General features: G+C 68.7%; 29 protein-coding genes. 26 read left to right on the top strand and 3 right to left on the bottom strand.

Going from position 1 to position 20,012, the window contains the following annotated elements:
* Positions 1-213 precede the first annotated feature (213 nt).
* The 10 genes from IT072_RS03945 (at position 214) to IT072_RS03900 (ending at position 9,598) form a co-directional block, all read left to right on the top strand.
* Positions 214-639 carry a hypothetical protein gene (locus IT072_RS03945; protein WP_223359549.1) on the top strand — a complete coding sequence of 142 codons (426 nt, stop codon included), beginning with the start codon at positions 214-216 and terminating at the stop codon, positions 637-639.
* 220 nt (positions 640-859) lie between these two features.
* Entirely contained in the window at positions 860-1,627 is a 768-nt protein-coding gene (locus IT072_RS03940; RefSeq protein ID WP_223359547.1) for an ABC transporter ATP-binding protein, read from the top strand.
* Positions 1,628-1,638: 11 nt separating this feature from the next.
* Complete coding sequence (locus IT072_RS03935) at positions 1,639-2,499, top strand: ABC transporter permease (protein WP_223359545.1); 861 nt, start codon at positions 1,639-1,641, stop codon at positions 2,497-2,499.
* Between the two features lie 113 nt (positions 2,500-2,612).
* Entirely contained in the window at positions 2,613-3,725 is a 1,113-nt protein-coding gene (locus IT072_RS03930; RefSeq protein WP_223359543.1) for an ABC transporter substrate-binding protein, read from the top strand.
* Positions 3,726-3,757: 32 nt separating this feature from the next.
* Positions 3,758-4,822 (top strand): LLM class flavin-dependent oxidoreductase, encoded by a 1,065-nt coding sequence (locus IT072_RS03925; RefSeq protein WP_223359542.1) that lies wholly within the window; start codon positions 3,758-3,760, stop codon positions 4,820-4,822.
* Positions 4,819-5,478 carry a cysteine hydrolase family protein gene (locus tag IT072_RS03920; RefSeq protein ID WP_223359541.1) on the top strand — a complete coding sequence of 220 codons (660 nt, stop codon included), beginning with the start codon at positions 4,819-4,821 and terminating at the stop codon, positions 5,476-5,478. The genes IT072_RS03925 and IT072_RS03920 overlap by 4 nt, the downstream gene beginning before the upstream one ends.
* Before the next feature lie 5 nt (positions 5,479-5,483).
* Entirely contained in the window at positions 5,484-6,809 is a 1,326-nt protein-coding gene (locus IT072_RS03915; protein ID WP_223360895.1) for an NtaA/DmoA family FMN-dependent monooxygenase, read from the top strand.
* 13 nt (positions 6,810-6,822) lie between these two features.
* On the top strand, positions 6,823-8,589 hold the full coding sequence (locus IT072_RS03910) for an MDR family MFS transporter (protein ID WP_223359540.1): 1,767 nt from the start codon (positions 6,823-6,825) through the stop codon (positions 8,587-8,589).
* On the top strand, positions 8,589-9,092 hold the full coding sequence (locus IT072_RS03905) for an NADPH-dependent FMN reductase (protein ID WP_223359538.1): 504 nt from the start codon (positions 8,589-8,591) through the stop codon (positions 9,090-9,092). Before IT072_RS03910 ends, IT072_RS03905 begins: the two co-directional genes overlap by 1 nt.
* Positions 9,089-9,598 carry a flavin reductase family protein gene (locus IT072_RS03900; protein WP_223359536.1) on the top strand — a complete coding sequence of 170 codons (510 nt, stop codon included), beginning with the start codon at positions 9,089-9,091 and terminating at the stop codon, positions 9,596-9,598. The genes IT072_RS03905 and IT072_RS03900 overlap by 4 nt, the downstream gene beginning before the upstream one ends.
* A 444-nt stretch (positions 9,599-10,042) precedes the next feature.
* On the opposite strand, the gene IT072_RS03895 is transcribed toward IT072_RS03900, so the two are convergent.
* Genes IT072_RS03895 through IT072_RS03885 form a run of 3 tightly spaced genes read right to left on the bottom strand, consistent with a single transcriptional unit; the run spans position 10,043 to position 12,151 of the window.
* Positions 10,043-11,233, bottom strand: coding sequence for a site-specific integrase (locus tag IT072_RS03895; RefSeq protein WP_223359534.1), 1,191 nt, complete (start codon positions 11,231-11,233; stop codon positions 10,043-10,045).
* Positions 11,226-11,684 carry an ImmA/IrrE family metallo-endopeptidase gene (locus tag IT072_RS03890; protein ID WP_223359533.1) on the bottom strand — a complete coding sequence of 153 codons (459 nt, stop codon included), beginning with the start codon at positions 11,682-11,684 and terminating at the stop codon, positions 11,226-11,228. The genes IT072_RS03895 and IT072_RS03890 overlap by 8 nt, the downstream gene beginning before the upstream one ends.
* 17 nt (positions 11,685-11,701) lie before the next feature.
* Positions 11,702-12,151, bottom strand: a complete 450-nt coding sequence (locus IT072_RS03885) for a helix-turn-helix domain-containing protein (protein WP_223359531.1) — start codon at positions 12,149-12,151, stop codon at positions 11,702-11,704.
* Between the two features lie 76 nt (positions 12,152-12,227).
* Here IT072_RS03885 and IT072_RS03880 point away from each other — a divergent pair, with 76 nt between their 5' ends.
* The 16 genes from IT072_RS03880 (at position 12,228) to IT072_RS03815 (ending at position 20,011) form a co-directional block, all read left to right on the top strand.
* Positions 12,228-12,494 (top strand): helix-turn-helix domain-containing protein, encoded by a 267-nt coding sequence (locus tag IT072_RS03880; RefSeq protein WP_223359530.1) that lies wholly within the window; start codon positions 12,228-12,230, stop codon positions 12,492-12,494.
* Positions 12,491-12,700 carry a helix-turn-helix transcriptional regulator gene (locus IT072_RS03875; RefSeq protein WP_223359529.1) on the top strand — a complete coding sequence of 70 codons (210 nt, stop codon included), beginning with the start codon at positions 12,491-12,493 and terminating at the stop codon, positions 12,698-12,700. The genes IT072_RS03880 and IT072_RS03875 overlap by 4 nt, the downstream gene beginning before the upstream one ends.
* Positions 12,701-12,800: 100 nt before the next feature.
* On the top strand, positions 12,801-13,526 hold the full coding sequence (locus tag IT072_RS03870) for a phage antirepressor KilAC domain-containing protein (protein ID WP_263282063.1): 726 nt from the start codon (positions 12,801-12,803) through the stop codon (positions 13,524-13,526).
* Positions 13,523-13,660, top strand: a complete 138-nt coding sequence (locus tag IT072_RS03865) for a hypothetical protein (RefSeq protein WP_223359528.1) — start codon at positions 13,523-13,525, stop codon at positions 13,658-13,660. The genes IT072_RS03870 and IT072_RS03865 overlap by 4 nt, the downstream gene beginning before the upstream one ends.
* Positions 13,660-13,791, top strand: a complete 132-nt coding sequence (locus IT072_RS21250; protein WP_263282062.1) for a hypothetical protein — start codon at positions 13,660-13,662, stop codon at positions 13,789-13,791. Before IT072_RS03865 ends, IT072_RS21250 begins: the two co-directional genes overlap by 1 nt.
* The gene (locus tag IT072_RS03860; protein WP_223359527.1) at positions 13,782-14,003 is read left to right on the top strand and encodes a hypothetical protein; all 222 of its coding nucleotides are present in this window, start codon (positions 13,782-13,784) and stop codon (positions 14,001-14,003) included. The genes IT072_RS21250 and IT072_RS03860 overlap by 10 nt, the downstream gene beginning before the upstream one ends.
* The gene (locus IT072_RS03855; RefSeq protein ID WP_223359526.1) at positions 14,000-14,206 is read left to right on the top strand and encodes a hypothetical protein; all 207 of its coding nucleotides are present in this window, start codon (positions 14,000-14,002) and stop codon (positions 14,204-14,206) included. Before IT072_RS03860 ends, IT072_RS03855 begins: the two co-directional genes overlap by 4 nt.
* 2 nt (positions 14,207-14,208) lie before the next feature.
* Positions 14,209-15,447 carry a hypothetical protein gene (locus tag IT072_RS03850; protein ID WP_223359525.1) on the top strand — a complete coding sequence of 413 codons (1,239 nt, stop codon included), beginning with the start codon at positions 14,209-14,211 and terminating at the stop codon, positions 15,445-15,447.
* Positions 15,444-15,572, top strand: a complete 129-nt coding sequence (locus tag IT072_RS21245; RefSeq protein ID WP_263282061.1) for a hypothetical protein — start codon at positions 15,444-15,446, stop codon at positions 15,570-15,572. Before IT072_RS03850 ends, IT072_RS21245 begins: the two co-directional genes overlap by 4 nt.
* Complete coding sequence (locus IT072_RS03845) at positions 15,569-16,012, top strand: hypothetical protein (protein WP_223359523.1); 444 nt, start codon at positions 15,569-15,571, stop codon at positions 16,010-16,012. The genes IT072_RS21245 and IT072_RS03845 overlap by 4 nt, the downstream gene beginning before the upstream one ends.
* A complete protein-coding gene (locus IT072_RS03840) occupies positions 16,009-16,590 on the top strand; it encodes a recombinase (RefSeq protein WP_223359521.1) in 582 nt (193 codons plus the stop codon). Before IT072_RS03845 ends, IT072_RS03840 begins: the two co-directional genes overlap by 4 nt.
* Positions 16,587-17,642, top strand: a complete 1,056-nt coding sequence (locus IT072_RS03835; protein ID WP_223359519.1) for a recombinase RecT — start codon at positions 16,587-16,589, stop codon at positions 17,640-17,642. Before IT072_RS03840 ends, IT072_RS03835 begins: the two co-directional genes overlap by 4 nt.
* Positions 17,639-18,034 (top strand): hypothetical protein, encoded by a 396-nt coding sequence (locus IT072_RS03830; RefSeq protein WP_223359518.1) that lies wholly within the window; start codon positions 17,639-17,641, stop codon positions 18,032-18,034. Before IT072_RS03835 ends, IT072_RS03830 begins: the two co-directional genes overlap by 4 nt.
* 25 nt (positions 18,035-18,059) lie before the next feature.
* The gene (locus IT072_RS03825) at positions 18,060-18,449 is read left to right on the top strand and encodes a hypothetical protein (RefSeq protein ID WP_223359517.1); all 390 of its coding nucleotides are present in this window, start codon (positions 18,060-18,062) and stop codon (positions 18,447-18,449) included.
* The gene (locus IT072_RS03820; protein ID WP_223359516.1) at positions 18,446-19,369 is read left to right on the top strand and encodes a DUF2303 family protein; all 924 of its coding nucleotides are present in this window, start codon (positions 18,446-18,448) and stop codon (positions 19,367-19,369) included. The genes IT072_RS03825 and IT072_RS03820 overlap by 4 nt, the downstream gene beginning before the upstream one ends.
* A 78-nt stretch (positions 19,370-19,447) precedes the next feature.
* Positions 19,448-20,011, top strand: a complete 564-nt coding sequence (locus IT072_RS03815; protein ID WP_223359515.1) for a hypothetical protein — start codon at positions 19,448-19,450, stop codon at positions 20,009-20,011.
* The last annotated feature ends 1 nt before the right edge of the window (position 20,012 follow it).

Raw genomic sequence — 20,012 nt, 5'->3', positions numbered from 1 at the left:
GACAGCCGAGTCCTGACCCAGGCGGGCGACACGCCCGGGTTCGTGACGGCGAACGCGCACGACCCGCGCTGCCCCTTCCACGCGCCGCCACCTTCACGAGCAGATCCGCATCACCCGGTGGTGGTGTGGGACTCCGCGATCCGCGCGTTCCGCTCCAGCCCTCTCCGACCCAGCCGAAACCTGACGGAAACCCCGCGCGCCTATCCTGACCACATGGAAGGTCCAGACGAGTCCGGTGCAGCGGAGTGGAAACGCTTCGGCGAAGACTCCGTCGAGCGGCTGATGCTAGCCGCGCTCGGCGACCGGCTCGGAACGTCCTTACGACCCCGCCAGCTGCTGCTCGCTGGGGGCGTCCGCGTCGAGGTCGAGGGCATGGATGCCGCGGGCGCGATCGTGGTGCAACTGGTCGCGAACCAAGGCTCCTACCGGTCGTCCTACCGCAACAAGGTGATGGCCGACATGTTCAAGCTCCTCTGGCTGCGCGCGGCAGACCCGAAGGTCGAGCGAGCGGCGGTGGTGGTGAACGCGGTCACCGCCCGCGCGCTCAACGGGTGGGTGGCCGTCGCGGCGGCGGATCTCGGCGTCGAGGTGTACCTGTTCGACGGTGCTGCTGTCACCCCTCTCCACGCTCAGAGTTAACACGCACGCAATCTTCGGGCGCGGTCACCGAAACATTGCCCGGATATCGTTGGGGGATATCAAGCGGACTCCGCGTGGCAGACATCGAACTCGCCACGCACGCTCTCCGCCATCTGGGAACGGGCCTGTGGGTCCGTGCACGGCATGGAGGGTGTGGAGAGTGACGCCAGCGGTAGAGCTGACCTCGGTCGGCAAAGTCTACGGGTACGGGTCTTCTGCGATGGTCGCGCTGAACGACGTCGACCTGTCCATCGAGCCGGGACGGTTCGTCAGCCTCATCGGCCCGAGCGGATGCGGAAAGTCGACGCTGCTGCGCATCGTCGCCGGGCTCGAGTCGGCCGGTCGCGGCGAGGTCCGCGTCCACGACGTGACGCCCGGTGAGGCGGGCGCGGCGAAGCTGATCGGGCTCGTGCCGCAGACCCCGGCGCTGCTGCCGTGGCTGACGGTGCTGCAGAACGTGACCCTGCCGCAGAAGATCAACCCGGGGGCCGCCAAGCGGCGCCAGCGCATCGGCCACCTCGCCGAGCGCGGCAGCGGCGACCAATCCCCCGACATGCTCGAGCTGCTCGACCGGGCCGGGCTGGCGGATGCCGCCCACAAGCTCCCCGCCCAGCTCTCCGGCGGCATGCAGCAGCGTGCGGCGATCGTGCGGGCCTTCGGCCTCCAGCCGGATGTCCTCCTGATGGACGAGCCGTTCTCCGCTCTCGACGAGTTCACCCGCGAGAGCCTCCAGGACCAGCTCCTCGACCTGTGGGACGAGCTGAAGACCACGGTCCTGTTCGTCACGCACTCGGTCTCCGAGGCCGTACGGATGTCCGACACCGTCGTCGTGATGGCGCCGCGTCCTGGTCGCATCGTCGACGTGATCGACATCGACCTGCCGCGGCCGCGCAACCAGAAGCTGTTCGAGGACCGCCGTTTCCACGAATACGAAGACCTGATCAGGGATCGCCTGCGCTCCGCGTGGCGATCGACGGACGCGGCGTAGGAGGTTACGAGATGAGCGTCGCAACAGAACGGGCCGCCGTGTCGCACACCCTGCAGGACGGCGTCCCCGCCGAGCCCTCGCGGTTCAGCCTCAAGCACCCGAAGTCGCGGCTGGCGTGGATCCGGCCCACGGTGTGGCTTCCGCTGGTCGTCATGCTCGCCCTCCTCGCCGGGCTCTGGCAGTGGGGCGCCGCATCCATGCCCTACCTGCTCCCCCCGCTGCAGGCGATCGGCGACTCCCTGGCCGACAACATCGGCTACTACCTCGGCAACGCCCTCATCACCCTGGGCGAGGCGACGGCCGGGCTGGCGATCGGCTTCGTCGCCGCGTTCGTCGTCGCCGTGCTGATCAGTGAGCTGCCGGTGGCGCGCAGGGCGATCATGCCGATCGCGGTCGTGCTCAACGTCACGCCGCTGGTGGCGATCGCGCCGGCCCTCGTCGTCGCGTTCGGCTTCGGTCCGCTGCCGAAGCTCATCATCACCGCGCTGATCTGCTTCTTCCCCATCCTCATCAACACCGCGGTCGGCCTCCGGTCGGTGCCGCAGCAGGTGATGCAGGTGTACAAGACGATGGATGCGTCCCGCCTGGAGATGCTCGTCCACCTCCGCATCCCCAACGCGCTGCCGTACATCTTCGCGGCCCTGCGGATCGTCTTCCCGCTGTCGATCATCGGCGCGGTCGTCGCCGAGCTCTCCGCCTCCGGGTCGACGGGCGGTCTCGGCACGGCCATCAGCGTCGCGTCGTCGATGAACCAGCTCGCCGTGGTCTACGCGGCCATCTTCGTCCTCGCGGTCATGGGCGTCCTCCTGCTCGCCCTCATCACCCTGATCGAGCGTCGCGTCCTGCACTGGCACGAGAGCTCGACCGACTGAGCGAGGGCGCTCCCGCCCTCCTCGCGCTCCTCCCACCTGTCGCCGACCGGCGACCAGGCCCACCCCTGCCATCGCGCACCCCTGCACCACCCCATCCCCCGAAGGAGTGACCCATGCAGCACCGTCTCATCAAGGCCGGTCTCGCGTCCCTCACCGCCGTCGTCCTGACGCTCGGTGTCGCCGCGTGCAGTTCCGGCTCCCCCGCAGACTCCGCGTCGTCCGGCAAGGCCATCTCGGCAGAGCGCTGTGCCGAGAACAAGAAGGCCGGCACGATCACGTACCTCTCCGGCTACCAGTTCCAGTCGTCCGCCTCGATCCTGGAGTACGTCGCCGCCAGCAAGCTCGGCTACTTCGACGACCTGTGCCTGAACGTGCAGCTGAAGCCCGGGACCGGCGACACCGCCCAGAACACGAAGCTGCTGGCCAGCGGGCAGGCGTCTGTCTCCGCCATCTCCCAGCAGGACCTCATCCAGGCGCGGGCCAACGGCATCGACATCGAGGGGATCTCGTCGTACTCGAACGCGGGCCTCGACATCCTGATGACCAACCCCGACATCACCGACCTCACGCAGCTGGATGGCAAGGTCGTCGGCCACAAGGGATACGTCCCCGCCGCGGTCGAGGCGATGATGGTCAAGGCCGGCGTCGACTGGAAGTCGCTCACCCTGGTCAAGGAGGGCTACGACCCCTCGGTGCTGCCGCGCAAGCAGGACGGCCTCGCCGCCCTCACCGGCTTCATCTCCAACGAGCCCAACCAGCTCAAGGCGGCCGGCGACAAGGTCACGGTCTGGCAGCCGGTCACGTACGGAATCCCCAGCTCGCTCGGCGCGATGGCGGTCAACCCGGCCTTCGCCAAAGCCCACCCGACCGCGGTGCAGGACATCCTCCGCGCCGCACTGCACGCCTACGACTACTGCAGTTCCAGCGATGCGAACACCGAGAAGTGCGTCGGCTTCGCGGCCGACCTCTCCGGCGGCGCCACGTACGACAAGAAGCTCAACGCGACCATCTGGAAGACCGAGACCAAGGTCGTCGCCGACAACCCCACTCCCGGCCAGCCGCTCGGCGGGATGGACGAGTCCAACGTGACGAAGCTCGTCGACATGCTGCACCAGTTCCAGATCGTCCCGGACAACGTGACCGGCGAGACGGCGCAGAAGTGGTTCGACGACTCCTACATCAAGGCCATCTACAAGGGCGACACGCTCATCTGGCCCGCACCGTAAGCCCCACCACCGAACGCAGCGAAAGGCCCTCAATGCCCGCGAAAGACTATGGGATCTTCCTCCCGATCGGAAACGGCGGCTGGATGCTCTCCACCACCGCACCCCACCCCGAAGCCACGTACGCCTGGAACAAGCGTGCGGCCCTCCACGCCGAGGAGATCGGCCTCGACTTCATCATGTCGATGGCGAAGTGGCGTGGCTTCGGCGGCACGACCGATCACTGGGGCCGCTCGCTGGAGTCGATGACCATGATGTCAGCGCTGGCCGAGGCCACGGAGCGGGTGAAGATCTGGGCCACCATGCACGCCAACGTGCACAACCCGGCGATCGCGGCGAAGATGTACGCCACGCTGCAGGACGTCTCCGGAGGCCGGGCGGGCATGAACATCGTCAACGGCGCCTACGCCGGGGAGTTCGAGCAGTTCGGCATCTGGGACCCCGCGCTCAGCCACGCCGACCGGTACACGATGACGGAGCTGTGGACGGAGGCCGTCACCCGGCTCTGGTCGGAGGACTCCGTCACGATGCACACCCCGTACTTCGACCTGGTCGACTGCGAGTCGCGGCCGCACCCGTCGGCCACGCCGACCATCATCAGCGCGGGCAAGTCGGAGGCCGCCCGCGCCTTCCAGGCGCGCTTCGCCGACGGGGCCTTCCTCGCCGGCGACAGCCTGGAGGAGATGAAGGAGCTCTCCGCCGACGTCCACGCCAGAGCCGCGGCGAACGGCCGCGCCTGCAAGACGTACTCCATGCTCACCGTCGTCCAGGACGAGACGGATGCGCTCGCCGAGGCGAAGGTGAAGGAGTGGGGCGCCGGTGTCGACCGGGAGGCGCTGGCGAACATGCGCGCGTCGTGGGGCGTGCCGGAGGACCAGGCCCGCGCCTGGGCCTCCGGCGCGGTCGGCGAGGCGGCGTTCCAGACCGCGTATGTCGCAGGCTCCGCGCAGACGGTGACCGAGCACATCCAGTACATCGTTGGCGAGGCCGACCTCGACGGCCTCATGCTGATCTTCCCCGAGTACGACCAGGACATGGTCCTGTTCGGCGAGACCGTGCTCCCGGCCCTGCGCGCGCACGACGCGGGCGGTGACCGGTGAGCGACCTCCGCGACGCGCAGCTCGCGCAGCTGACCCGGCCCGGGAGCGTCCCGGCCCTTGTCGTGGTGGACGTGCAGCGCGACTTCGGCGACCCGGCCGCGCTCGGCGCCTACGGACTGACGGACGAGGTCGTCGCCGAGCTCGACGCCACCGTGACCCGCATCGGTGCGCTCGTGGACTCCGCTCGCGCACTGGGCGTCCCGGTCGTGTGGGTGGAGCTCGGCAGCGACCCGACCCGTCCGTGGCGGTCGAGCAACTGGCTGCGCGAGGGTGACTACGACGCACCCATTGGACCCACCGAGCCCTGCATCGTCGGCACCCCCGGCGCGGAGTGGTACCGGATGCAGCCCACGGAGGGCGAGCTCCGCGTCGTCAAGCGCGGCTACAGCGGCTTCCTCGGCACCGACCTCGACGCGCGGATGCGCGCCGCCGGCTACGACTGGCTCACGATCGTGGGTCTCACCAGCGAATGCTGCGTCGACGCGACCGCGCAGGACGCCATGCAGCTCGACTGGCCGGTCGTGGTGCCGACGGATGCGACGGCCGCGTACGACCTCGCCGTCAACGAGGCCGCGCTCGTGCAATTGGAGCTCAACGTCGCGGTCCTCTCGGACACCGACGAGGTCGTCTCCCTCTGGAAGCAGGTGACCGTTTGAGCGGCATGCACATCGCCTACGACCTTTCCTTCACGCACACCGAGGGCCGCTGGGCGCAGCCCGGGTCGTGGGTCGGGCGGCAGTTCCCCGACGTGCGCATGTATCTGGAGGTGGCCCGCACCGCCGAGCGCGCCGGCGTCGACATGCTGTTCTTCGGCGACGGCTCCGGGATCCCGAGCACCTGGCGGGGCAGCATCGACCCGGCGGTCGAGTGGGGCATCCAATGGCCCCGGCAGGACATGTCGCCGGTCATCGCCGCCATGTCGACGGTGACGGAGAGCATCGGCTTCGGGCTCACCTACTCGTCGACGTTCATGCACCCCTTCTACGTCGCCCGTCTCCTCAACTCGCTGGACCACGTCACCGGCGGCCGGATCGCCTTCAACGTGGTCGCCTCCAGCCGCGGTGCGGATGCGGCGAACTACGGCTACGCGCAGCTGATCGACCACGACCTGCGATACGAGCGGATGGAGGAGTTCATCCACGTCTGCCGCGCGCTGTGGGACTCGGTGGCCCCGGACGCGATCGAGCGCGACCCGGCGACCGGCCGGTTCGCCGAGCCGTCGAAAGTGCATCCGATCGACCACGACGGCCGGTTCTTCACCGTCAAGGGCCCGCTGGCCTCCGTGCCGAGCCCGCAGGTGCATCCCGTGATCGTGCAGGCGGGCAACTCGCCGCGCGGCATCGCCGGGTCGGCCGCGTTCGCCGACCTGGTCTTCGGGTTCGGCGGCAGCATCGCCGGCCAGCAGCGCCACCGTCGCATGCTCGACGAGGCGCTCACCGCAGAGGGGCGCGATCCGGCGCACGTCGGCATCCTCTGGGCGACGCAGGCGATCGTCGGCCGCACCGCTGCGGAGGCGGCGGCGCGGCGGGATGCGGTGCTCGAGTTCTGGACGGAGGAGGCCATCGGCACGATGCTCTCGCACAACTCCGGGTACGACTTCTCGACGCTGCCCGGCTCGTTCCGGCTGGGCGAGCTGCGGGATGAGATCGTCGCGTCCCAGGCGAGCCCCGGCGGTTTCGTCGGCGCGCTCGTCGCGGAGTTCGGCGAGGACTACACGATCGGCCGGACCGAGTTCTTCGAGCACGGCTTCGAGGCCGCCAGCGGTCTCGACCACACCGTCGTCGGCGATGCCGCCACCGTGGCCGACGCCCTGGAGGAGAACTTCGCCCAGACCGGCTCGCGCGGCGGCTACATGCTCTCGAGCCCCCTCTCGATGCCGTCCGGTCTCGCCGACCTGAGCGAGCTGCTCGTCCCGGAGCTGCGCCGCCGCGGTGCCCTCGCGCCGCAGTACCCCGGCTCGACGCTCCGCGAGAACCTGGCGGTCTGAGGTGGGTGGCGCCGTGCGACGATCGACGCGGGATTGGCTCGCTCTGTCCAGCCTCTGCCTCGGCTTCTTCATGCTGCTGCTGGACAGCACGATAACGTCGGTCGCCCTGCCCGCATTGATCGCCGAGCTCGGAACGACCGCGACCTTCGCGATCTGGGTCAACAGCGGCTACTTGATCGCGTACGCGGTGCCCCTGCTGATCGCCGGAAGGCTGGGCGACCGGTTCGGCCGCCGGCGCATCTACCTCATCGGGCTCGCCGCGTTCACCGTCGGTTCCGTGCTGTGCGCACTGGCGCACGATGTCGGCTCGCTGATCGGCTGGCGCGTCGCGCAGGGCGTCGGAGCCGCGCTCATGACGCCGCAATGCCTGACGATCATCCGCACCCTGTTCGCCCCGCCACGGCTCGCGGTGGCGCTCGGGATCTGGGGTGCGGTCGGCGGCGCCGCCACTGCCGCCGGGCCGATCCTGGGAGGCTTGCTCGTCGGGGCGGCTGGCTGGCCGTCGATCTTCTGGGTCAACCTGCCGATCGGTCTGGTCGCCGCGGCGGCCGTGCTGGTCTGGGTGCCGGTGTCGGAGCGGCAGCCCGCGCGCATCCCGCTCTGGGCGATGGCGGGCAACGCCCTCGGCGTCGCCGCGCTGGTCCTCGGCATCCAGGGCACCGACGCGGCCTCGGCCTCCGTCGCTGACGTCCCGCGCTGGCTTCTGGTCGCGCTCGGCGCGGCGATCGTCGTGACCGTGGTGTGGCTGCAGCGCCGCTCGGGCGATCGCGCGCTGCTGCCGACGTCGCTGTTTCGTAGCAACGGCTTCGTCACCGCATCGTGGGGCGCTGCGGCCGCCGCCTTCTGCGTCGGCTCCGCGCCGATCCCGCTGATGCTGGCGCTGCAGGAGGACCGGGGGCTGGATGTGGTGACCTCCTCGCTGGTCCTGGTCCCGATGGGGGTGGTGTGCCTGTTCGCGGCTCCCGTCTCGGCCCGGCTGAACAACACCGTCGGGCTGCGCACGGTCGCCGTCATCGGCGGGGTCGCGCTCGTGCTGTCGATCGGCGGCACCTCCGCGCTGGTCTGGGCGGAAGCGCCGCTCTGGACCATCGCCGCGGTGTTCGCACTGTTCGGGATCGCGAACTCCTTCATCTGGTCGCCGTTCTCCATCGCTACCGTCAGCGCTGTCCCACGATCGTCGATCGGCGCCGCCTCCGGGGCCTTCAATGCGATGAAGCAGCTGGGCGCCGTGCTCGGCAGCGCTGCGACCGCCGTCGTGCTGGCGTGGACGGGTAATGCTGCCGCACTGGCCGCGCTCGCGCTCGTGGCCGTGCTGAGCATCGTCGCCGCAGTGCTCCTCGGCGCGCATCCAGCGGACGCCCACGACGACGGTCGGCGCGGCGTCCTCGTCGGCACCGTCGTCGGCGGCGCAGGCGCCGGCCTCGGCCTCGGCTTCCCGACCGCGAACATCGACCTGGAAGAGCCCGGCACCCGGCCCGCCGACGGCGTCTACATCGGCGGCTTCCGCGCCCAGTCGTGGAGAAAGCCGCTGCCTGCCCTGATCTCCATCGGGACGAACGACACCTTCCCCGGCCGCGCGCACACCGTCGAGGTGCACGTGCTGGACTTCGCCGGCGACCTCTACGGGCACCGCGCCGAGGTGACCGCGGATCGGCTCCTCCGCGAGCAGAAGACCTTCGCGAGTCCCGACGAACTGGCCGAGGCCATGCGGCAGGACGAGCGGGAGGCCCGTTCTCTGCTCGCCGCAGCCCGGAACCCACACGAAAGGAATGTCTCCTGATGTTCACTGCCGCCGTCATCGTGGGCAACCCCAAGCCGCAGTCGCGCACTCGGGACGCCGCCGAGCGCCTCGCCGCCGTCCTCGGCGCGAACGCGACGACCATCGAGGTCTCCGAACTCGGCCCGCGTCTCCTGGGTTTTGAGGACCCGGTCGTCGCCGAAGCCGTCGCCAGAGTGCAGGATGCAGATCTGGTCGTCGCCGCCTCTCCCACCTACAAGGGCACGTACACCGGTCTGCTGAAGCTCTTCCTCGACCAGTTCGCCACCGCCACCGGCCTCGCCGATCAGGTCGGCGTGCCTCTCATGCTCGGCGCCGGCCCGGCGCATGCGCTCGCCCCCGAGCTCACCCTCAAGCCCGTGCTGGTCGAGCTCGGCGCCGTCTGCCCCGCCCAGGGGCTCTACCAGCTCGACTCCCGCTACGCCGAGGAGGGCGCGCTCGACAAGTGGGTGGACGCCTGGGCGCCCGCGATCCACGCCTCTCTGCGGATGGATCGGTCGCGATGACGATGACGCACGACTTCACCTCGGATCCCGAGCAGATGCGCGCGGCCTTCGCCGGCTTCCCCTCCGGCGTCGCCGCCCTCGCCGCCATGATCGGGGAGGAGCCGGTTGTGATGATCACCTCCTCTTTCTCGGTCGGCGTCTCCTTCGACCCGCCGATGGTCTCCTTCGCGGCGCAGCGCAGTTCGACGACCTGGCCTGACCTCGCGGCAGCAGCGGCGATCGGTGTCTCGGTCCTCGGCGAGGACCACGCGGGACAGACGAGACAACTCGCCTCCCGAGACAAGCGGAACCGTCTCCGCGGCGTCCGCAAGGCCGAACTGCCCTCCGGCGCGGTGTTCCTGGAAGGTTCTCCCACCTGGCTCGAGTGCGCCGTCGAGCACAGCTACCCGGCGGGCGACCACGACATCATCGTCCTGCGCGTGCTCTCGATGATGAGCGACGAGCTGCCGACGCCGATCGTCTGGCACCAGCGAAAGGTGAAGGTGCTGTCAGAGAGGCGGGAGTGACCGAGGTGCTGTCGCCCCCTCCTCCGACGGCACGGAGCGCCTGGCGTCGCGCGGAGGTCGAGAACCCGCACGGGACCCGACGTCGACGCGACAGTCACCGGTGCCACGATCGGTGACCTGGGCGAGCAGTGGATGACTGCACAGAGCAACCTCACGCCGTCATCGGTGGCTGCGATGGAGTCTGCGTGGCACCCACACGAGCGCAGACCAGGGAACAGGACACCTCGGTGAGAGTCGACGCAGTGACGTCCAGCGGTGGGTCGAAACCGATCTTGGCTTTCCCCGCCCCGAGAAACGAGAAAGCCCCCGGAACCGTAGGATTCCGGGGGTCTTGTAGCGAGGGCGGGACTCGAACCCGCGACACCACGATTCTCGACGGGCTCAACTCGTCCTTGCTCATCATTGCTCGATTTCCCGACCTGATCAGGCTGGAAGGTGAGCTCGCTACGCTCGTCGGCGATCATCCTTGCTCGTCGTTTCCGACTGTTTCCGCCGGGTAAGCGCCGGGTCCGCGATCCCCTGCAGGATCTCCGTCAGGTCTGGCCCCTCGTGCACCTGCGGGATGTAGTGCAGCTTGGTCGTGGCTGTGCCGGAGTGACCGAGCTGCTGGCTCGCCAGCTCCGGGTCCTCAGCAAGCGTCGCCACAGACTTACGGAAAGTGTGCGGCACGACCCAGTCGTATCCGATCTCTTCGCGCAGATCCCTCCACTGTCGACGGAGGTTCGCCGGCGCGCGCACGCTTCCGACGGCCGAAGCGAACACGAGGTCGAAGTCGTTCGTCGACTCCCGCAGACGCCGCCGCTCGAGCATCTCCGTGACGAACGGGGGCAGCTTCAGCCGGCGACGAGACGACGAGGTCTTCGGGTGCTCCTGGATGATCATGCCGCGCCCGTTCACCCATACCACCGTCGCACGGATCTGTGCCGTGGCGACGTCGTGCTCAAGGTCCAGGTCCGCCCATCTGAGCGCGAGTGTCTCGCCGATGCGGGCGCCGCTGCCGAGCATGAAGTCGACCGGCTCCGGCACGTCGCGCAGGACGGCGAGCTCGTTCGCGTACATCTTGGATCGAAGATCCCAGAGCTGCTCGATGGGCAGGACTCGGACCTCCTTCCGGGTCTTCTTGATCGTGGCGACATCGCGCAGCGGGTTGCGGTCGATCGCACCGTGGCGCGCGGCGAGTCCGATGATGCCGGAGAGCACGGTCTTGGTCACGATGGCCGTTGCCGACCCGCGGGTGGATGCTGTGAGCTTCAGGAATCGGTCCAGCCGGGCGACGCTGATCTCGCGCATGCGCACGCCGCCGAGGCCCTGGGTCACCACTCCTTCAAAGACCTCGCGGTAGCGCCGCTCGGTATTGAGCGCCTTCACTCCCTCGATCTCGTCTCGCAGCCAGACCTCGCCGACGGCTCGTACTGTCGACTCCTGGGTGAGATCCTCTTCTGTCAGCGTCAGCCGCTTGGTGAGGTAGTCCTTAAGGGCGTCCTCGGCCTTCTGCCCAGTGGCCGCGGTTCGCTCGACCTTGCGCGTGACGCCGTCGTGGTCGCGGTAGCGGGCGGATGCGACCCACTGCTTCGGTGCGACTTGCCGGCGGTTGATTCGCCCCCAGGTGCCGATGACGAGCGGCGGCCTAGGCATGGTTCCTCATGTAGATACGCATCATGTGCTCGGTGACGCCGAGTTCGTAGGCGATCCTGCCGGGATCGTCGGTCTGAAGCGCGACCTCGCGCAGACGTGTGGGCCGGATGAGCCGCTGTGCGGCGATGCGGTCGGCGCGGTCCTCCTGCGAGCGCGTGGTGCCTACGTCCTGGTGCTCGAAGTGGACGATCTCGTGCGCGAGCGCGCACCGCTCGACGTCGTCGCGTTGGTTTGGGCGGAGGAAGATCGCTCCGCGGCGTCGGGAGAAGGCGGCGATCATCTTCGGGCTTGGGAGGTTCGGGTTGACGATGACCGGGATCGCGAGGTCCTCGGCGTGTACCCACGGGTCGTAGTCCATAGCGCACGGTCCGTCAATGAGGCTCTGGATGCCGAACATGTAGTTCGTCGAGCCTGGCAACGGGCGGCGCTCGTCCCAGTCCGAGAGCAGCATGTCGAGTGCTTCGATCGTCAAGATTCCCCCCTGCTTGGGTCGATGTGTGAGCCGTCTTCCGTGGCGGCGAGGTCGATGTCGTTGGAGAGATCGACGCTGTGCAGGTCAGTATCCGCATGGGGTACGACACTCAGCCGAGGCTTCACGCCGAATCGACGGAGGTCTGCGGCGTCCGCGTTGTTGAGCGAAGGGATGTAGCTGGCGATCTCGAACCCACGCTTCTTGAGATTGGCGAGGGCGTCGCGCATGATCACATCCGGGCCGATCTCAAGCGCGTGCGCGAGGCGACCCAACTCCTCCACGTCGATGACGCGCTTGCCGTTGAGACTCTTAGAGACGGTCGGATGCGGCAGTCGCGCACGATCTGCAAGCTCGCGGAGCCCCAGGTTCAGGTAGGCGCGGCGCGCGCGCAACTCGGCAGCGACGGCCTCGACAAGCGGACCGAGTTCTCTACTAGCGGTTCCCATATGGAACAAGATAACCACTTTTGGAAACGGGGTCAACAAGCTTGACCTGGTTCCAATTGGAACCTAATGTGGGGGCATGGAAGCACTCACGTATGGCGAATCGATCGCCGCCGAGGTGCGGGCTCAGATTGCGCGGGCGGCGAGAACACACTCGTCGATCGCGGAGGAGACGGGAATTCCGAAGGCAACCCTTTCGCGCAAGACGACAGGGAAGACGCCGTTCAACGTCATCGAGGTGGCGCAGATCGCGGTGGCCTTGGGCATCGATCCCGACGACATCTTCCGCGCCGCTGCGGGACGTGACCAGCGCTCGGACCAGATGGCAGAAGGACACGCGGCATGAGTCAGATGCTCACGATCGAGCAGCTCTCTGACGATCTGCAGGTCCCCGTCAAGACGATCTACGGCTGGCAAGCGAAGAAGTACGGCCCGCGCGCGATCCGCGTCGGGAAGTACCTCCGCTGGCGGCCGGAGGACATCGAAGCGTGGAAGCTCTCGCTCCTTCCGGCACCGAACGTCACCCCGATCGGCTCGCGCAAGTCCGCATAGCAGAAACGCCCCGGGGCCAACCGGGGCGAATCAGAGAGGAGCAAGTCCTTTGAACACGACTGACATTAGCATCTTCCGGCGCGAGGGGGTGGATCTCCGCGTGATCGTCCTCGACGATGAACCCTGGTTTGTGGCGACAGATGTCTCCAGCGCCCTCGGCTACCGCATGGCCAGCGACATGGGCCGCAACCTTGACGAGGACGAGAAGGGTACGCACATTCTGCGTACCCCTGGCGGAAACCAGACCGTCAGCATCATCAGCGAGGCCGGCCTCTACTCGGCGGCACTCCGTTCCCGAGTTGCGCAGGCCAAGCCGTTCAAACGGTGGGTCACTCACGAGGTGCTCCCTGCAATTCGCAGAACGGGCGGGTACGTCGTCGAGGCGCAGCGCGCTCTGCCTCACGACTTCGCGTCAGCCCTCCACGAGCTGCTCGCGGAGGTCGAGGCCCACGACGCAACACGCGCTGAGCTGGCCGAGGCAGCCCCCCGCGCTGACGCGTGGAACGCGATCGCGTCAGCCGAGGGCGACTACTCCGTGGGCGACGCAGCGAAGATCCTCACGCGCGGCGGCATCCCGACCGGCCCGCAGCGACTTTTCACCCAGCTCGCCGAGATCAAGTGGATCTACCGCGGCGGGGACGGCAAGTGGCGCGCGTTCGCCGAGCGCATGGAGAAGGGCTACCTGTCCGAGAAGGCACAGTTCCACCACCACCCGGGCACGGGCGAGCTCGTGCTCGACCCGCCGCAGGTCCGTGTCACCGTCAAGGGCATCGACCGGCTGCGCCAGCGGCTGCACGTCGGCGCGCTGCAGGCGGTGGGATCGTGACCGAACTCATCAGCCCCGACCGCGCGCGAACGAACTTCGTTCACCCCGAGACCGCCGACCGGGCGCTCCCCGCGGTCGCTACCGTCGCCGCTCTCGCGGCCGAGGACGATCTCGATCTGGAGGTGTGCTCGTGATGCCGCGCGACGACCGCCCATTCCGCGGCTCCGTGCTCGCGGCCTTCTTCGTGATCGTGCTCGGCCTGCTTGGCACGGTCGTGACGGTGTCATGGCTCTTCATCGCGACGGGGGTGCTGACGTGGCGATGATCGACATCCGCGCCCCGAAGCCCTCCCCTGACATCGCGGCCGAGACGATCGACGCTTCGTGCTCGTCGTGCGGCTGGTACGGGGACGTCGACGCCGAGGTGATCGACATCGAGGCCGGCTGGTCTGCCGTCGAGATCACCTACCGGTGGACATGCCCGGGCCCATGCGGCACGACTCACGTCACCCGCCTGACGGACGGGGACGACTCGTGAAGCGCGCCCTGCGCCGCATGGTCGCGTTCGTCCTCCGCCACCAAAAGGGCGCCTTCGTCGCCCTCTTCCTCATCCTCGCCGCGGTCGCCTTCCTGGGCGCCGCGCTCAACACCACCCCGCTCCTGATGGCCGGCGCCAGCGGGACGATCCTCACCTACGCGGCCGCGTGCTACCTCACCGGCCCCGACACCTTCGGAAGGTAACCATGTCTCTCAGAGTTCTGAGTCTCCGCGCCGAGAACTACAAGCGCCTCGTCGTCGTCGACATCTCCCCCACGGGCAACGTCGTCACCATCGCCGGGCGCAACGCGCAGGTGAAGTCGAGCGTGCTCGACGCCCTGTGGGCGGCGCTCGCTGGCGGCGACGCCTCTCGCGCGACCCAGCAGCCCATCCGCGACGGCCAGGACACCGCCGTCGTCCGCCTCGACCTGGGCGACCTCATCGTCACCCGCCGCTGGACGAAGGACGACGCCGGAACGCTGACGGTCGAGTCCGCCGACGGCGCCCGCTACTCGTCCCCGCAGAAGGTCCTCGACGAGCTGCTCGGCCGCCGCGCATTCGACCCGCTCGCGTTCGTCCGCCAGTCCGCGAAGGACCAGGTCGCGACGCTCGTCTCGATGGTCGAGTTGCCGTTCGACCCGGACGACCTGGAGCGGCAGCGGAAGGGCGTGTACGACCAGCGCACGGAGGTCGGACGCGACGTCGTCCGACTGGAAGCGCAGCTCGCGGCCTACGCGGCCCCAGACCCGACCCTGCCCGCTGAGGAGTCGTCGGCCGCCGACCTGCTCGCCGAGGCGGACGCGGCACGCGCCGTGAACGCGGAGATCGACCGCGAGATCGACATCTTGGCGGCGAAGGACACGATCGCGGAGAAGGCGCGCGAGGCGCTCGCGCTCGCTCAGGCGGCGGTCGAGCGGGCGGAGTTCGAGCAGGAAGCTCAGCGCAAGCTGCTCGCGACCCTCCCCGAGCGCGCCGATGTGGCGGCGATCACCGACCGGCTCTCCGGGCTGGAGGATCTGAACCGGCGCATCCGCGACCAGAAGCATCGCGCCGCGGTCGCGGACGAGCTCGCGGATCGAAAGGAGGCGCGCGCGAAACTCACGATCCGCCTCGACGAGATCGAGAAGCAGAAGGCCGACGCCCTCGCGGCCGTCCAGTTCCCGGTGCCCGGGCTCTCGTTCGACGACGCCGGCGTGACGCTGAACGGCATCCCGCTCGGCCAGGCGTCATCGGCGGAGCAGCTGCGCGTCTCGGTCGCGCTCGCGATGGCGGCGAACCCGAAGCTTCGGGTGCTGCGCATCATGGACGGTTCGCTGCTCGATCAGGAGTCGATGGCGATCATCTCGGAGCTGGCGGCGGCGAACGACTACCAGGTGTGGGTCGAGGTCGTGGACGAGTCCGGGAAGGTCGGCATCACGATCGAGGACGGGCAGGTGGCCCGATGAGCGACCTGTTCGAGGCGATCAGCGACATCGTCGGTCTGCCCGTTCGGAAGCCGCTGCTCCCGTTCCACGACGACACCGCCGCCGCCGATGCGGACGGTGACTGGACGCCGGAGGACGCAGCATGAGGATCCTGACCGTGCGCCAGCCGTGGGCGTGGGCGATCATCCACGCGGGCAAAGACGTCGAGAACCGGACGCGAAACATCGCGGGCATGTACCGCGGTCCCGTCGCGATCCACGCAGGCCTCGCTGCCTTCGAGAAGGACAACGCCGCTGCCACCGCGCATCGGATGGCCCATGGCGGAGAGACGGATACCCGCATCGTCTTCGGTGCAATCATCGGCGTCGCCAACCTCTGGGCCGTTCACCAGGACCAGGACGGCGGCAACTGCTGCCCTCACCGACCTGTCGGCGGCCCTGGCGGGTCGCCGTGGGCGGAGCGCGGCGCCTGGCACCTGTGCCTCGACGACGCTCGCCCGTTGCGCGAACCGCTGCCATACCGCGGTGCACTCGGCCTGCGCGACCTGCCTGCGATCGTCGTCGAGCAGATCGGGGTGCTGCTTTGAGCTACCTCGACCGCGTGCTCGCCGACTCTGCCGACCGTGCCAACTGGGGCCGCGCCGACTTCATCGGAGCCTCGGACGCCGCGACCTTCGCCCGCGAGCAGTCGATCCCGAGCTACATCCTCGCGAAGCTCAAGGACGGCCAGTTCCAGGGCAACGCGTACACGGAAGCCGGGCACCGGTGGGAGCCCGAGATCCTCGACTGGTTCGGCATCCCGCACAACACGCTCACCTTCCACTCCGTCGACGAGCGCGGGTTCGCCGCGACACCGGACGGCATCGAGGTGCTCCCGTCCGGTGAGCTGGTGCTCGCCGAGGTGAAGGTCATCCACGGCCGCGTGCACACCGGCCCCACGCCCGCCCACCTCCGTCAGATCTGGTTCGCCCAGTACGTCCTCGGCGCCCGGCGCACGAAGTACCTCTGGCGCGAGCTGGTCGATGGCGTTCCCCGGCGGCTAGAGCCGCACATCCAGATCATCGAGCGCGACGACGCCGCGCTCTCCAAGCTGCTGCGCATCGCCCGCCCCGTGCTGGCCGGCGTCCGCGCGGCGCACGACTTCGAAAGGAGCCTCGCAGCATGACTACCGATCTCGCCCGCATCGAGGACGACCCCGCCGGGCAGGCGCTCTTCGAACGCCGAGAGGACTTCGTCCGCTTCCTCGGCGGCGAGCAGCAGGCGGAGCGCTTCATCCAGGAGGCGTTCTCCGCCCTCAACGCAAACCCGTTCCTCCGCCGGTGCACGCCGTCGTCGCTGTTCGGCGCGCTCTACTTCGCCGCGCAGATCGACCTGCCCGTCGGCGGCCCGATGCAGCAGTTCCACCTCACCCCTCGCCAGAACTGGAACGCGCAGCGCGGCGAGAAGGAGTGGCAGGTCGTCCCGGTGGTCGGCTACAACGGGCTCATCACGCTCGCCATGAACACCGGCGAGTACGACGCGATCGAGGGCAAGCTCGTCTACGAGAACGACGACGTCGATCTGCCCTGGGACGACGAGACCGGCACGCACTTCAAGCTGCGGCCGGCGCCGGACGGCGCGCGCGGTGAGTTGCGCGGCGTGATCGGGCGGGCGCTCGTGAAGGGTGCCGACCGGTCCCTGATCGAGTGGCTCGACATCGAGACCATCCGGGACCGGATGCGGCCGTCGAACTGGGCGAAGACCCCGTGGGCGACGGACGAAGCCGCGATGGTGAAGAAGACCGGCATCCGGCGGGTGTCGAAGTACACGGCGAAGTCGCGGGACTCATGGAAGTTCGCGCTCGCGCTCGACGCCGACCAGGCAGTCGTGAACCTCGACGAGCTCGGCGAGCTCGCGGTCGACCGCCGAGAGCCGGCGACGGAGGACTGGAAGTCGATCATCCTCGCCACCACCGACAAGGCGGACCTCGAGCGGGAGTGGAAGCGGCTGGTCGCCTCACAGGCGCGTGAGGTCATCGACGAGTTCCGGCCGCTCGTCGCCGCCCACGGTGGCACACTCACGGTCGACTCGCGCTCCGACCGACCCTCACCCGCCGAGCTGGCGGCGGCCGCCGTCGGTCACGAGGCCGAGCCCGACGAACCGTCCGAGGAAGAGTTCCTACGGCGCGAGGCTGCCGAATACGAAGCCGCCGTCGCGCGCGGTGAGGTGCAGCCGTGACGGAAATCGTGCATTCGACGACGGGTGAGCTGCTCGACTACCAGCCCGTCTCGCCGATGGAGATCGAGTTCATCATCCGCGAGATCGGTGACCGCCTCGAGCGCGCGGTCGTCATCATCGACACCCTGCAGCGCGCCCGCTACGACGCCGAGGAGGCGTACTCGAAGGCGTTCGAGATGGCGAAGTTGGAGTCGAAGCGGCACCTGTACAACGACCGCATCGCCGAGGCGCGCCTGTCCTGTCTGCCGCTGCTCCGTGAGCTGAACGAGGCGAAGGCCCAACTCCACCACGCGGAGCACCTCCAGGACGCCCTGAAGTCGAAGCTCATGGGCTACCAGAACATCAACAAAGTCAACGGCGCCGCGTACGGCGTCGGCGGCGTAGCCCGCTGAAAGCCACCCAGAGAAGGGAAATCGAATGGTGGACACCAACAGGCAGGAGGGGACGCGCGACAGCTTCGCAGCTGTGCTCGCCTCCATCCGGCCGAAGACCGACATCGAGCTCGCCGACGGGCTGACGAAGCTCATCGAGGCGGTGAAGGCGACTGGCAAGGCCGGGTCGCTCTCCGTGCGCTTCGACGTGAAGCTCGTCGACGGCGGCGGGACGGCGGTGATCGTGAACGACAAGATCGCGATGAAGCTGCCGGAGAAGAACCGCGAGGGGTCGATCGCCTACATCGGGGAGGGCAACAAGCTGCAGCGCACCGACCCGACCGCGATGCCTCTCTTCGCCGACGAGGACATCCGTACCGCCCCCGACTACGCCGATCCCCGCACTGGGGAGATCAAGGAGATCCCGAACGCATGACCGACTACAAGAACGCCGAGCTCGGCGTAATTGAGAGCGCGTCCGAGGCCGCGACCATCGCCGCCCTCGCCGTCGCCGGCATCGAACCGCACCAGCTCGCCGAGGGCACCATCTACGCGGTCGCCGATGGCCGTGGCGGCGTGAAGGTGATCGACACCGACGACTTCGCGGACGCCCCACGGCGGCCGAAGGCGAACCGCACGGTCACGGACGCCGCGTCGTTCGTCGGGTACGTGAACCGGCACCGCACGTCTGGCACCGAGGTCTACGCCCACACCTCGGCGTCGAGCGTCATCGCCGTGATCGATTCGCACCAGGGCACCGATGAGCCGGCGGGCTGGGAGAAGCACAAGTTGACCCTCGCGCTCGAGAAGACGAAGGCGTGGGAGGCCTGGATGGCGAGCGACCTCGGTCAGAACTCGCACTCGTGGTTCACTCAGCAGGAGTTCGCCGAGTTCATCGAGGACCGTGCGCTCGACGTCATCGAGCCGGACCACGCGACGCTGATCGAGATCGCGACGACGTTCGAGGCGAAGTCCAAAGCCGACTTCGGTTCGGCGGTCCGGCTCGACTCCGGCGCGATCCAGTTCGAGTACACCGAGACGGTCGCAGCGAAGGCCGGGCAGAAGGGCACGATCGAGGTCCCGAAGCGGATCCAGATCGCGCTGCGCCCGTACATCGGCGGCCCGATCTACTACCTCTGGGCTCAGTTCCGCTACCGCACCGGCGCGAACGGCCTGGCGCTCGGGTACGCGATCGAGCGGCCGGAGAACATCCTCGACGCCGCCTTCGCCGACATCGTGACCGAGATCCGCGACGGCCGCACCGACAAGATCACGGACGCCGCGACGGGCAAGACCACCGAGACCCGCATCCACGACGGCATCGGCGACGTGCCGATCTTCTACGGCCGGCCGTAGCCCGAACCGGGCGGCCAGGACGATTCCGGCGTCCTGGCCGCCCTCCACAACCGCTCCCCCTACTCAGAAGGAATCAGTGTGTCCGACAACCATGCCACGCCGACCCCGCTCCGAATCGTCGGGCTCGACCTCTCCCTCACCGCTACCGGCGTCGCGACCATCCGCGGCACCGAGATGTCCGCGCGCACCGTCCGCTCGAAGGGCAAGACCGACGACGGCCTCCTCACCCGCGCGGTGCGCCTCCACAAACTCACTCTCGACGTGCTCGGCTGGGCAGCGCTCGGAGACATCGTGATTATCGAGCAGCCCGCCTACGGTCAAACCGGCGGCTCTCACCACGACCGCTCGGGCCTCTGGTGGCTTGTCATGGACGCCCTCACCGACGACATCGACAGCGAGCGCTTCGCCGAGGTGACCCCACAGGGCGTCAAAATGTACGCCACCGGGAAGGGCAACGCCTCGAAGTCCGAGGTGCTCGCCGCTGTGCTCAAGCGCTACCCCGCCGCTGACGTCGCGAACGACAACGAGGCCGACGCGTTCGTGCTCGCCGCGATCGGAGCCCGCCTCGCCGGGCAGCCGATCGAAGAGTCCCTGCCGGCCGCGAACCTCCGCGCGATAGACAAGGTTCGGTGGGCCGCATGAA

This window comes from Leifsonia sp. ZF2019 (genome assembly GCF_019924635.1).
In the GTDB taxonomy this organism is placed as follows: domain Bacteria; phylum Actinomycetota; class Actinomycetes; order Actinomycetales; family Microbacteriaceae; genus Leifsonia.
Note: the sequence above shows the minus strand (reverse complement) of the source record. Positions and strands in the feature narration are given on the sequence as shown.